We start from the raw sequence: 12731 nt of genomic DNA, 5'->3' as shown, positions 1-12731 counted from the left end.
ACGGACCCGGGACTGATGGGGACCGCCGGGCCCAGGTACTTCGGCTTCGTCATCGGCGGGTCCCTGCCCGCGGCCGTCGCCGCCGACGTCCTCACCAGCGGGTGGGACCAGTGCGCCTACAACGCGGTCCTCTCTCCGGCCGCGGCCGCGGCGGAGGAGGCCGCCGGCACCTGGCTGAAGGACCTGCTGGGCCTGCCGCCGACCGCCTCCGCCGGCTTCGTCACCGGTGCCCAGGCGGCGAACACCGTCGGGCTCGCGGCCGGCCGCCACCACGTCCTCGCCGAGGCCGGATGGGACGTCGAACACGACGGGCTCCACGGGGCGCCGCAGGTGAGGGTCGTCGCCGGTCGCGAGCGTCACGCCACGATCGACCGTTCGCTGCGGCTGCTCGGGTTCGGCACCAAGGTCCTTGAAGAGGTCGGGACGGACGCCAACGGCGCCCTCGACCCCGACGACCTGGCCGCTGTCCTCGCCGCCGGACCGAGCGGGCCGACGATCGTCTGCCTGCAGGCCGGCAACGTCAACACCGGCGCCTGCGACCCCTTCCCCGCCGCCATCGAGGCCGCCCGCGAGCACGGGGCCTGGGTCCACGTGGACGGCGCGTTCGGCCTGTGGGCCGCGGCGAACCCGTCAACCGCCCACCTGGTCCAGGGCGTTGGCGGGGCCGACTCCTGGGGATGCGACGCGCACAAGTGGCTCAACGTCCCCTACGACGCGGGACTCGCGTTCTGCGCCCGGCCCGACGTCCACGCCGCCGCCGTCTCCTACACGGCGGCCTACCTCGTCGGCTCCGGCGGCGCGGCGGGCTGGGGCCTCGGCGACCTCACCACGGAATCCTCCCGCCGGGCAAGGGGGTTCACCGTCTGGGCGGCACTGAGGGAACTCGGGCGCAGCGGTGTGGCCGAACTCGTCGGGCACTGCTGCCGCATGGCCCGCCGGATGGCCCACAGGCTCGCCGCGGGCGGCGCGGTCATCGCGAACGACGTCGTGCTCAACCAGGTGCTCGCCGACTTCGGCGACCCGGAGCGCACGGACCGCCTCATCCAGCAGGTGCAGCGGGACGGCACCTGCTGGCTCGGCGGCACCACCTGGCACGGCCGCCGCCTGATACGGATCTCCTTCTCCAACTGGACGACCACCGAGGACGACGTCGACCGCTCGGCCGACGCGATCCTGCGCCTGGCCGCGCAGACATGAGGACCTGCGCCACCGGTCGTCGCTTCGACCCGGGAACTGTTGTGTGGAGGGCTTCGTGAATAGCCTGTGTCGCAGTGCTCCTGCACAGCCGTCCCGGCTGGACAGGCGCGGCCCGGCCACGTCGAACAGGAAATGCTGTGACGGACACTCAATCCGCAGGTGCCACGGCCGATCACGAGCGCTCGCGCCGCGTGGATCCGCCGTGGCCGACCATCGCCTACATCCGTGAACCCGCGGGCGTCCCGCTGCCCGCGCTCTCGGTGCTCGGGGACGAGTCCCGCACCTCGGACCGCAGCCGGACGCGGGTCGGGGAACTGATCAGCCGGCAGGGCCGCCGTGAGTCCCCGGGTGACCGGGGCGATGTCGTGGACCTCCTGTTCCCCGAGCTGGAGCACATGTGGGGGTCGGAGATCCTGCGCGGTGTGGAGCTGGTCGCGCGGGAGAACCGGGTCGGTGCGGTGGTCTCGGAGCTCGGCTTCGACCGGGCGACCGCGGTGTACCTCGACGACGACCGCGGGCGGCGCGGGCCCGACGTGCTGGCGGTCACGTTCCTGCGGGAGCGGGAGCGGCAGCGACTGCGCGCGCAGGGCATCCCCTTCGTCGTCTACGACCCGGCCGAGGAGCTTGCCGAGGACGTGCCCTTCGTGAGCGCGACGCAGTGGAAGGGGGCGCGGGCCGCGGTCCGGCATCTGACGGAGCTGGGACATCAGCGCATCGCCATGATCAGCGGGCCCGACCACTCGTTCTGCGTCGCCCGGGTCGCCGGGTACACGTCGGCGCTCCAGGAGGCCGGCCTGCCCCAGGAGCCGGGCCTGCTCGTCCGCACCGAACTGACCCGCGGGGACGGGCACGCGGCGGCGCGTGAGCTGTTGTCCCGTCCGGACCGGCCGACCGCCGTGTTCACCGCCAGCGACATGCAGGCGATCGGCCTCTACGAGGCCGCCCGGGAACTCGGCCTGTCGATTCCACGGGACCTCAGTGTGGCGAGCTTCGACGACCTCCCCGTCGCCGCGTGGATGGACCCGCCGCTCACGACCGTGCGCCAGCCTCTGGTGGCCATGGCCCGGGCTGCCGCGGAACTCGCGCTCGTGCTCGGCAGCGGCGAGGAGGTGCCGCAGACCAGGCTCGACATCGCCACGTCGCTGGTGGTCCGGGACAGCACGGCCCCGCCGGTGTCCTGAGCGGTCGGCGCCGCTCGTGGCGGCACCGTTCGTGAACCGCGCTTCCCGCAGTCCTAGGTGAGATCCTTGCGGACCGTCCGCGACGTGCGGCCCTTCGGGGGAGCGGTGCTGGCGCGGACGGCGAGGGTGGTGGCGATCTCGAGGCCGACCTGGGCCACCTCCTCGCCGCGGCCCAGCGCCAGGGCCAACTCCGTTGCGGCGACCGCCATTTCGGCGAGCGGCTGGTGGACCGTCGTCAGCGGCGGGTCCACCCAGGCAGCGATGGGAAGGTCGTCGAAGCCGACGACGCTCAGGTCGGCGGGGATGGACAGGCCCAGTTCCCGGGCGGCCTGGTAGACGCCCATGGCCTGCAGGTCGTTCGCGGTGAAGACGGCGGTGGGCCGGTCGGCGCGGGACAGCAGCTCGCGGGCGGCGGCGTGCCCGTCCTCGCGGGTGAGCTGGGTCTGTACCAGCAGCTCGGGTTCGGCGGCGACGGCGGCCTCGGCCAGCGCGGCGAGGTATCCGGCCTTGCGGGCCAGGCAGAACGGGTGGTCCGGGCCGCTGATCATGGCGATGCGCCGGTGGCCAAGGTTGAGCAGGTGCCGGGTGGCGGTGTGCCCGCCACGGAAGTTGGTGGCGCCGACGAAGGGGACGTCGTCCGGCAGGTCGCCGATCGGGTCGAACACGACGAAGGGGATGCCCTTCGCGGTCAGCTGGTCGCGCTCCTTCTTCGAGAGCTGGGACACGGACAGCACGCAGTTGGGGCGGCGTCCCACGGTGTCGTCGATGGACATGGGCTGGCTGTCGTGGACCCCGAACTCGGAGACCATGACGCCGACGCGGTTGCGCCGCGCCACCCGTTCCACGCCGCGGATGATCTCCACCGCTCCCATGCCGTCCAGCTCCCGGAAGACCAGCTCCACCACGTTGGCGCGGTTGGGGGCCGGCTTCCGGTAGCCGTAACGGTTGATCAGTTCCTCGACGCGGGCCCGGGTCTGGTCGGAGACGCCCGAGCGGCCGTTGAGCACCTTGGAGACGGTGGGGATGGAGACCCCGGCGGACTCCGCGATGTAGGCGATGGTGACGGAACCCGGCTTGTCGTCAGGAGAGCTCTGCTCGTCCGCCGTCGGCGCGCCCGATCCGTTGTCCGTCACGTTCACCCTTTCCACGACCATGGCTCCACCGGGACCCGCCTGCGTGACGGGAGGGACGGTTGGGACGCGCGAGCGTCCCTGCTGGGGTCATTCTGGCATCCCCCGCCCGTGGTGGAGCCTCGCGGGCGTCAGCCGCTCGGCATCTCCCCTCCCGCGCTCGCCTGCAGGCCGGCATCCGGGACGAGCCGGAGCACGACGGCGGACGGCGCAGCAGGGAGGGTCAGCGTCAGGGCGGCGCTGTCCTGGTGCCAACGGAAGCGTGCCTGGGTGGTGGAGGGGTACAGCACGTCCGCGCGGACGGCGGCGTCACGGAACTGCGGCAGCGGGAGCACGGCGGTGTCCTTGCCGCCCGGGCGGCGCCAGACGGTGAGGTAGGTGGTGGCGGGGGTGCGCAGGGCGAGGGCGATCCAGGGGTCGTCCCACGCGGGGAGTCCCAGCGGCCAGGCGGGCAGCGCGGTGGCCAGGTCGGCGCGCAGGGCCTTGTGCACGGCGACCGCCTCGGTGACCAAGTCCCTTGCGGCGGACGACAGTTCCGGGAGGCGGCCGGAGAGGTGGATCCGGCCGAGCAGGGCGTTGGCCATGGTGAAGGCGACCTCGTCGAGGGTGTCCTCCGGCTGCGGATAGGCCCAGACGGCGCCCTGTTCCGGGGTGACCGCGGTGGGTGCGGAGGCCGCGATCGGCGCGTAGAGCGCGAGGTTCTGCTGGTCGCTGGTGGACTGGAGCTGGAGCCGGGACAGCAGCGCGTAGTCGGTGCGCATGCCGCCGGAGGCGCAGTTCTCCAGCACCAGGCCGGGGTGGCGGTCCAGGACGCCGTCCAGCCAGTCCAGGTGGGCGCGGTTGTGGCCGAGCAGGCCGTCGGCGGCGGCCTCGCCCGGGTGCCCGCTGGTGCCCGACCCGGGGTCGATGTTGTGGTCCAACTTGAGGTAGCCGATGCCGAGTTCGCCGACCAGGCGGTCCACCACCCGGTCGAGGTGTTCGCGTGCGGCGGGGTGGCGCAGGTCGAGGTGGTGTCGGCCGGTCTCGACGACGCGGACGCCGTCGCGGCGGAAGAACGCCTCGTCCGGCAGGGAGTGGGCCAAGGGGCTGGTGACGCCCACGACTTCGGGTTCGAGCCAGAGGCCGGGGACCATCCCGAGCTGACGGATGCGGTCCAGCACCTCGTGGATGCCGCGTTCGCCGGGGAAGCGGGAGGCCGCGGGCTCCCAGGCGCCGACGCTGGTCCACCAGTCGCCGTCCTTGTCGTCGTACCAGCCGGCGTCGATGACGAAGTACTCGGCACCGGCCGCGGCGGCCGCGTCGATGTGGGGGAGCAGTCTGGCCGTGGTCGGGTCGCCCATCAGGCAGTTCATGTAGTCGTTGAAGACGACGGGCAGGCGACGGTGGTCGGGGTGCGGCCGCCGGATGGCTCGCCGGTAGCGGGTGAGCGCGGCGAAGGCCTCGTCCGGCGCTTCGACGCCGAAGGCGATCGCGACCGGGACGGTCTCGAAGGAGGCGCCGGGCTCCAGCAGCCGGGACCACCCGTGGCGCTGGCCGCTCGGGCCGGACAGGGCCAGGTAGCCGGAGTCGTCGTGCTCGCCGCACTCCCAATGCCAGCCCCCGCCGTTGTGCTCGATCTGCCACACCCACGTGCGGCCGGTCCGGCGGTCGGTCAGGCCGCCCATGGGCAGCCGGTCGCAACTGGACCAGGTCCCCTGTCCGGCGACGGCGAAGCCGCCCTTGCCGTACCGGTAGTGGACGCGGTCGCTGAGGACCGGTGAGGTGAGCCGCATGGGCCGGCGCTGCCAGCGGTACTCGGCGAGCCAGTCGTTCTCCGCCCACAGCAGGTCCGCGGCGTCGAGGTCCGCGTCCGCGGTGAGTCCGCCCAGCACGAGGGAGGCGACGGACTCCAGTCGCACGCTGCGGGTGCCCTCGTTGCGGATCACCACCTGGCTGCGCAGGGCCGGGACACCGTCGGGGGAGCTGAGGAGCACCTCCGCGGCGAGTCCGCCGACCGGGTCGTGGAGTCGGACGGTCAGCCGGTGCCAGTCGCCGTCCCGGGTCGCGGAGTGCCCGCGGTAGCGCAGGTCGGCTCCGAGGGCGGTGTCGATCACCCGGTGCCCGGACCAGTGGCGGCCGCGGTCGGTGGTGGTGGCTTCGACGAGTGGCAGGGGCGCTGCCGCGGGCGGCTCTGCGGGCAACTGCCCGGGGATGCCGATCCGGCGCAGCCGTGGCGGGCCGTCCGGGTCGGTGCCGATCTCGACATGGAGGGCGTCGTGGCCCCAGCGGAGTGCGGGGGAGTCGTCGGTCATGGGTTTCCTTTCTGCGGAACGGCCAAAGGTGGCAGTGGAGTTGAGGCCCTGCGGAGCACCGCGCAGCCGCCGGGCGGCAGTACGCAGTCGGCCTGCGATCGGAACGGCGGGCGTCGAGCCGGGGCGGCGCGCGAAACTTTCCTGAAGCGGTTGGGCCGCCAGGCCGGGTGACGGCACGGGCGGGCGTCGCGATTCGGGCGCAAGGCATTGACCCGAACATGCCGCAGCAGTACGTTGCCCCAGAAACTCTTTGGAAACTTCAAAGAAACTTTCTCGCGGAGGTGGTTGTGCACAGAACGCTTCTCACCCGCGCCCTCGCCGGCCTGACCACAGCGCTGTTCGCCTCGGCGGCCGCCGTACTCGGCGGCGTGCCCGCCGCCCACGCGGACACCGCGGTGACCGTGTCCGTGGACGCGACCAGGACGCTCGGCTCCATCCCGCCCCTGGCCTCGGGCGTGAACACCGCCGTCTTCGACGGTCAGATGAACTCCTCGGCCACGGCCTCGCTGATCGCCGGCGCGGGCTTCCAGGCGGTCCGCTACCCCGGCGGCAGCGTCTCCGACGCCTACCACTGGCAGACCAACACCGAGGAGAACGGCGGCTACGTCGCCCCGAACACCGGCTTCGACGCCTTCATGGGCACCGTGCGCGCCGCCGGCGCACAGCCGGTCATCACCGTCAACTACGGCTCCGGCACCCCCGACGAGGCCGCCGCCTGGGTGCGCTATGCCAACGTCACCAAGGGCTACGGCATCAAGTACTGGGAGGTGGGCAACGAGGTCCCCGGCAACGGCGAGTACAGCAACGGCAGCGGCTGGGAGCTGGACAAGCACAGCAGCCACAGCGCCACCACCTACGCCACCAACCTGCTCCAGTTCGTCTCCGCGATGAAGGCCGCGGACCCCAGCGTCAAGATCGGTGCGGTGCTGACCACTCCGGGCAGCTGGCCCGACGGCATCACCGGCCCCGGCGACACCGCCGACTGGAACCACACCGTGCTCTCCATCGCGGGTCCGAAGATCGACTTCGTGATCGTGCACCACTACCCCACCACCACCAGCGACAGCGACCTGCTCACCAAGCCGCAGGCGGACATCCCCCGGATCACCTCCACCGTCCGCTCGCTCATCAACCAGTACGCCGGCAGCAACGCGCCCAACGTCGGCATCGCGATCACCGAGACGAACGGCCAGCGGGACGTGGACACCGCTCCCAACGCGCTGTTCGCCCCGGACGAGTACCTGACCTGGTGGGAGAACGGCATCTTCAACGTCGACTGGTGGGACCTGCGCAACGGCACCGACTGCTCCTCGGTGACGAACGTCGGCGGCGCGACCGACTACGCCGACGGCGGCCTCGTCTCCAGCGGCGCCTCCTGCGAGCCCGCGGTCAACACGCCCTTCGCCCCCTACTACAGCCTCCAGCTGATCACCAAGCTGGGCGCCCCGGGGGACACGATGCTGTCGTCCACCAGCTCCGCCTCGCTGGTCAGCGCGCACGCCGTGCGCCGCGGCAACGGCGACCTCGACGTCATGCTGATCAACAAGGATCCGAACAACGCGGCGAACGTGAGCATGTCCTACAACGGCTTCACGCCCGCCTCGGCCACACCGACCGTCTGGTCGTACCTGAGGAACGCGACCGGCCTCAGCTCGGCCACGTCCGGCACCCCGGGGCAGCAGACCGTGCCGCCGTACTCGATCGTGGTGGTCCAGCTCCACCCCTCCGGCGCGGCCACGACGGGCTCCCTCCACGCCGTCGGCGCCTCCAAGTGCCTCGACGTCCCCGGCGCCAGCACCACCGCCGGCACCCAGGTGCAGCTCTGGGACTGCATCGGCAGCGCCAACCAGCGCTGGACGGTCACCGGTTCGGGGCAGCTGACGGTGTACTCGGGCAGCTCCCAGATGTGCCTGGACGCCTACGGCTGGGGCACCACCGCGGGCACCAAGGCCGTGGTGTGGTCCTGCACCGGCGGTACCAACCAGCAGTGGAAGCTGAACGCCGACGGCAGCATCACCAGCGCCCTGTCCGGGCTGTGCCTGGACGCCGCCGGGGGCGCGACAGCCGACGGCACGCTGGTCCAGCTGTGGAGCTGCACCGGCGCCGCCAACCAGAAATGGCAGCTGAACTGACGCCATGTCAGCGCTCCGCGGCGAGGACACGCACGTCCCAGGGCCCCAGCTCGACCGGGGCTCCGCCCGGGACGGCGGTCCTCGCCGCACCGCCCTTGCCGGAGGCGAGCACGTCCACCAGGTCGCCGGGGGCGACGGCCGAGGCGGGCTCCCAGCTCCAGTTGTGCACGACGTGGACGCGGCGGCCGTCCGGCGCGGTCGCGGTGCAGACGGTCACCGAGGCGGGCAGGTCGCGCCAGCCGCTGCACGGCCGCGGCACCAGCCACGCCGTCAGCGCCCGGACCGCCGCGCCGTTGGGGACCGTGCCGACGCAGGTCACCCGGCCCCGGCCGTGGACGCGGCTGGTCACCGCCGGCCAGCGGCCGAAGTGCGGGTGCCGGTACCCGGCCAGCACCTCGGCGCCGTCGGGGACCAGTGCGTCCACCCAGCGGGTCGCCCCGGCCCCCGCCGGCAGCCGCAACGGGCTCTCCGGCCCCGCGTCGAGCGGCAGTTCGGCGTCCAGGTTGCTGAACTCCGCGTAGCGGACCCCGGCCGCGCCCGACAGGCGCGCGGGCGCGGGTTCGGGCCGTGCGCGCCCCTCCGGGTCGGCGTAGCCGGTGCGCGGGCCGAGCACCAGGTGGCCGCCCGCCCCGGCGTAGGCGGCCAGCCAGTCCAGCAGACCGTCGTCGGCCAGGTGGAGGCCGGTGGCGACCAGCACGGGGTGGCGCCGCGCGGCCACGTCGGGCGCCGGCCCGGCGCCGGGCTCCTCCGGGTCGTGCAGCTGCCGGGCGTGCAGGATGCGCACCTGCCGACCGGACTCCACCGCGCCCCGGTAGAAGGGGTCGAACAGGCCGTGGTACGACGCGCCGTCCGGAGCGCCGTTCGCCGCGGCCAGCGGCGGGTACTTCTGCATGAACCACTTGCTCGGCAACGAGTACACCATCGCGATGTCCGCGTCCGGTTCCAGCCCGGCCGCCAGCGCGCCGGCCTGCGCGAACTCGCGGCCCACTCGGGCGAGTTCGGCATACACACGGCCGGGACGGCCGCTGTGCGGCAGGATCCCGCCCCAGGAGGTCTCCGCCCCGAAGTGCAGGGTGTGCCAGTGCCAGTACTCGACCATGCGCGCCCCGCGCGCGACCAGCGCCCAGGCCGCCTGCCGCCACTGCCCGTCGTAGGCGGGACGGTTGTCGTGGGTGCCGCCGATCGCCTGCGCGTTGGTCTCCGTGACGAGGAAGGGCTCCTGGCGTGAGGACCAGGCCCGGTCCGCCTCCTGGAGCAGCCCCCAGACGCCGCCGGCCTGCCAGGCGTGCGGCGGGCGGTCCGGATCGGCGGGCAGCGCCAGCGCGTCCTGCATCTCGTAGTACGGGTTGGCCGCCGCGACGTCCAGACGGTCCGTCAGCCGGTCGTCGTCCAGGGCGGGATGGTGGTAGTGCAGACAGGTGGTGACGAACTGACCGGGGCGGGCGTACTCGCGCGCCAGGTCCGCCTGCCAGGCGATGAACTCGGTGGTCTGCCGGGCCTGGAAGGCGCGCCAGGCCACGTCGTACTGCGGCTGCGCGTTGTCGTCGGGGGTCCACAGGTCGGCCCAGGTGGTGAGCCGGTGCGACCAGTACACCAGGCCCCACTCCCGGTTGAGCGTCTCCACGTCGCCGTAGCGGGCGCGCAGGTCGTCGACGAAGCGCTGGAAGACGCCGTGGTTGTGGGGCAGGCGGCAGCCGGGCTCGTTGTCGACCTGGAAGCCGATGACGGCCGGGTGGCCGGCGTGGCGGGCGAGGATGCGGCGGACCACGCGCTCCGCGTGGAAGCGGAAGGCGGGATGGGTGATGTCCATCTCCTGGCGGGAGCCCCAGGCCGCACGGCGGCCGGTGGCGTCCTCCGCGGCGATCTCCGGGTGGAGCCGGGCCAGCCAGGGCGGAACGGCGTAGGTCGGGGTGCCCAGCACGACCGAGATGCCGCGGGCGTGGGCCCCGTCGAGGACCGGCTGCAGCCAGTCCAGGTCGAAGCGGCCGTTCTCGGGCTCCCAGGTGGACCAGACCGACTCGCCGACGCGCACCACCGTGAAGCCGGCCTCGGCCATCAGGTCGAGGTCGGCTTCGACGCGGTCCATCCGGTGGTACTCGGGGTAGTAGGCGGCCCCGAACAGCACGCGGGGCGGAAGGGTGGTCACGGCGGTCTCCGGCCGGTGTGGTGGGGCCGGCCCAACAGCGGCCGGTCGCATGGTTGTTGACGTGAGAGCTCCGGCGCGGAGGTCCGGGGAGGTCCTCCGCGCCGGAGCGGTCGGCGGTGCCGGCGCGGCCTGGCTCAGGAGGCGGTGCCGGTCACGGTCGAGCCGGAACGGGTGACGTGGTAGGTGACGGTGGCACCGCTCCAGAAGCGGAAGGTGAGCGTCACCGGGACGCCGTCCTTGAGCGAGTTGAGGAAGTCCGCCTTGATGGTGGTGGTGTTGCCGCCGTAGTCGGGGCGGTAGTTGTCGAACGACTGGAAGGTGGTCCAGGACGCCGGGCCGGCGGCGGTGCCGTCTGCGTAGGTGGACTCGACGTTCTCCATCAGGTCACCGTTGAACCCGGTGGGGACGGTGAGTCCGTCGGTGGTGCCGGTTGCGTCGGCCATCACCGGCTTGTCGTAGGAGCGCACGAAGAGCTTCCAGGGGACGCCGTCGGAGTAGCGGACCTCGAGGGTGGCGTCGACGCCGGCCGTGCGGTCGCCGGCGAGCCGGGTGAGGGCGGCGGCGGTCAGGGTCAGCCGGTCGCCGTCGACGGTGTAGTCGACGAAGGGCATCAGCGGGCGGTCCCCCTGCCAAAGGCCGGTGAACCACAGTCCGTTGCGGTTGAGGGTGATGGACTGCGCGGTGATGGGGCCGGACTTGGGCAGGAAGATGTTGTCGGTGGAGGCGGTGCCCGAGCGGGTCCGCCAGGAGCTCTGGATCAGGTCCTTCATCTCGGGGACCATCCACTGCATGGTGGAGCGGTTCAGGAAGTCGTTCTCGGCGTCCCAGAGGGCGGAGGTGAAGCCGTTGGCCCGCGCCTCGTAGTCGACCTGCTCGAAGTACTTGAGCATCTCGCCGCGCTCGACCACGCCAGAGTACGGCGAGGTGAGCAGGCCGTACTCGCCTACGTAGACCGGGATGCCCTTGGCCACGAAGGTGTTGTGCACCCGGGCGAAGCCGTCGGTCAGGTCCTTCTGGGCCGTGGCGTCGTAGGAGGCGCCGTTGGCGATGTTCACGCTGAACGGGTACCAGCTGTAGTAGTGCACGGTGGCGACGAGGTTGCGGTCGTGCAGCGAACTCATCGTCGTGGACAGGTCGTCGAGCCAGTGCTGGGCGTTGTTCGTCTCCTCCGAGGGCAGGACGAGCAGGCGGTCCTTGTTCCGGCCACCGGAGTTGCGCACGACGTCGTAGAAGGCGGTGTTGAGCTCCCGCAGGTACTGGGTCTTCTGGGCGTCGGTCGCGTTGGAGAACTGCGGCTCGTTGACGCTCTCCATGAGCAGCTTGCGCGGCTCGTCCTTGAAGGCCGTGGCGATCTGCTGCCAGGTGGAGGTGAAGCGTGCCAGCACGTTGTCGTGGTCGGCCGACATGTTGGCGATCCACTGCCACGAGTCGTGGTGGACGTTGATCTCGACGTAGAGACCGTCCGCCAAGGCCCAGTCGACCACCTGCTTGACCCGCTTCATCCACGCCGGATCGATGGTGTAGGGGGCGGTGGTGGACTGGTGGGGGTACCAGGTGACGGGAATCCGGACGCTGCGGAAGCCCTGGGCGCGAAGACCGTCGAACGTCGCCTTGGTGGTGAGCGGGTTGCCCCACGAGGTCTCGTCGGGGATCGCGTCGAAGGTGTTGCCGAGGTTCCAGCTGGGCTGCATCTGAGCCACGGCGGCCATCGCGCTGCGGGGGGTGGTGTCCACGGTCGCTGGGGCCTGTCCGGCCGGCGCGGCGAAGGCGGTGCCGCCGGTGAGGCTTCCCGCGGTGACCAGGAGCGCCACGAGCCCGGCCGTCCGGTGCAGGCGGCGGTTGCGGGAGCGCGAGGCGCGCGGTGTGCTCTGCTGCTGTGCGTCGTTCACGGGTCGTCCCTTCGGGATGAATGGGTGGTGGGGCGAGTGGGCCCCTGACGCGTGCTCGGAGGAGTGCTGACGCGTGCTCAGGGGAGCGGAAGAGGCTCGTAGTCGAACCAGTCGAAGCACACGGTGCCCTCGGCGGCGTAGAGGCCGACGACGCGGCCGGTGAAGCCTCCGGCGACCTCCGTGGACAGGTAGCGGCCGTCGAGGGAGGCCAGGTCGCTCGTGGCGCCGTCCGGTGTCCCGACGGCGAAGACGAGGGAGTCCGGGCCCTTGCGTGAGTCGTGCGGCTCGGGGGCGGGCCCGGTGCGCACGGACAGGACCAAGGGACCTGCGGGGAGAGCGCGTTCGGCGACGACGGCACGGACGGTGCCGATGCGGGCGACCACGCGGACCGTGCCGTCGGGCGTGGACTCGACGGCGTAGTGGTTGCGCTCGTCCAGGCGGACCGCGAGGCCGCCGGAGCCCGCGCCGGCGTCGACGAGCGTGCGCGCCGCGAAAGCGAGGTGCTGCTGGCGGCGGCCGACGAAGACGACGTCCGGCTCGTCGAGGGAGCCGCCGCGGGCGCGCAGGGTGAGCCAGCCGTCGCGCTCCTTGGCATCGACCAGTTCGGCCGGGCGGTCGCGCAAGGAGATCCAGAACGGTTGCAGCTCGGCCGCGTCGAAGTCGTCGCGGACGGGGGACGGCTGAGGCGCAGTCAGCTCCCAGGGGAGGTCGGCCAGTTCCAGGTCCACCTCGCCGACGAGGGGCCAGCCGTCCTGCCAGGTGACG

General features: G+C 72.4%; 8 protein-coding genes. 3 read left to right on the top strand and 5 right to left on the bottom strand.

Going from position 1 to position 12731, the window contains the following annotated elements; genetic code table 11:
* Positions 1-1197 (top strand): pyridoxal phosphate-dependent decarboxylase family protein (locus tag ACFP3V_RS00895; RefSeq protein WP_380578554.1); only part of this gene is annotated, 1197 nt, incomplete at its 5' end.
* 137 nt (positions 1198-1334) lie between these two features.
* The gene (locus tag ACFP3V_RS00890) at positions 1335-2378 is read left to right on the top strand and encodes a substrate-binding domain-containing protein (RefSeq protein ID WP_380578553.1); all 1044 of its coding nucleotides are present in this window, start codon (positions 1335-1337) and stop codon (positions 2376-2378) included.
* A gap of 53 nt (positions 2379-2431) precedes the next feature.
* Here ACFP3V_RS00890 and ACFP3V_RS00885 read toward each other — a convergent pair whose 3' ends face one another.
* Both ACFP3V_RS00885 and ACFP3V_RS00880 read right to left on the bottom strand, forming a co-directional pair.
* Entirely contained in the window at positions 2432-3517 is a 1086-nt protein-coding gene (locus tag ACFP3V_RS00885) for a LacI family DNA-binding transcriptional regulator (RefSeq protein WP_380578646.1), read from the bottom strand.
* A 122-nt stretch (positions 3518-3639) separates the two neighbouring features.
* A complete protein-coding gene (locus tag ACFP3V_RS00880; RefSeq protein ID WP_380578551.1) occupies positions 3640-5799 on the bottom strand; it encodes an alpha-galactosidase in 2160 nt (719 codons plus the stop codon).
* 287 nt (positions 5800-6086) lie between these two features.
* Here ACFP3V_RS00880 and ACFP3V_RS00875 point away from each other — a divergent pair, with 287 nt between their 5' ends.
* Positions 6087-7931: a ricin-type beta-trefoil lectin domain protein gene (locus ACFP3V_RS00875; protein WP_380578549.1), complete on the top strand. Its 1845-nt coding sequence runs from the start codon at positions 6087-6089 to the stop codon at positions 7929-7931.
* 7 nt (positions 7932-7938) lie between these two features.
* Here the strand turns inward: ACFP3V_RS00875 and ACFP3V_RS00870 are convergent, their stop codons facing one another.
* From ACFP3V_RS00870 to ACFP3V_RS00860, 3 genes are all read right to left on the bottom strand, one after another.
* Positions 7939-10077 carry a beta-galactosidase gene (locus tag ACFP3V_RS00870; protein WP_380578546.1) on the bottom strand — a complete coding sequence of 713 codons (2139 nt, stop codon included), beginning with the start codon at positions 10075-10077 and terminating at the stop codon, positions 7939-7941.
* Positions 10078-10211: 134 nt separating this feature from the next.
* The gene (locus tag ACFP3V_RS00865) at positions 10212-11966 is read right to left on the bottom strand and encodes a cellulase family glycosylhydrolase (protein ID WP_380578544.1); all 1755 of its coding nucleotides are present in this window, start codon (positions 11964-11966) and stop codon (positions 10212-10214) included.
* A 77-nt stretch (positions 11967-12043) separates the two neighbouring features.
* Positions 12044-12731, bottom strand: a 688-nt coding sequence (locus tag ACFP3V_RS00860) for a beta-xylosidase family glycoside hydrolase (protein WP_465270084.1), incomplete at its 5' end; no start/stop codon positions are given.

The sequence above is a fragment of the Streptacidiphilus monticola genome, assembly GCF_042658505.1.
GTDB classification, from domain to species: Bacteria; Actinomycetota; Actinomycetes; order Streptomycetales; family Streptomycetaceae; genus Streptacidiphilus; species Streptacidiphilus monticola.
The sequence above is the reverse complement of the archived record's forward strand: the minus strand, read 5'-3'. Positions and strand labels throughout refer to the sequence as shown.

Coding starts and splice junctions, on each gene's coding strand:
- ACFP3V_RS00880 (WP_380578551.1), bottom strand. CDS start 5,799: ATGACCGACGACTCCCCCGCACTCCGCTGGGGCCACGACGCCCTCCAT.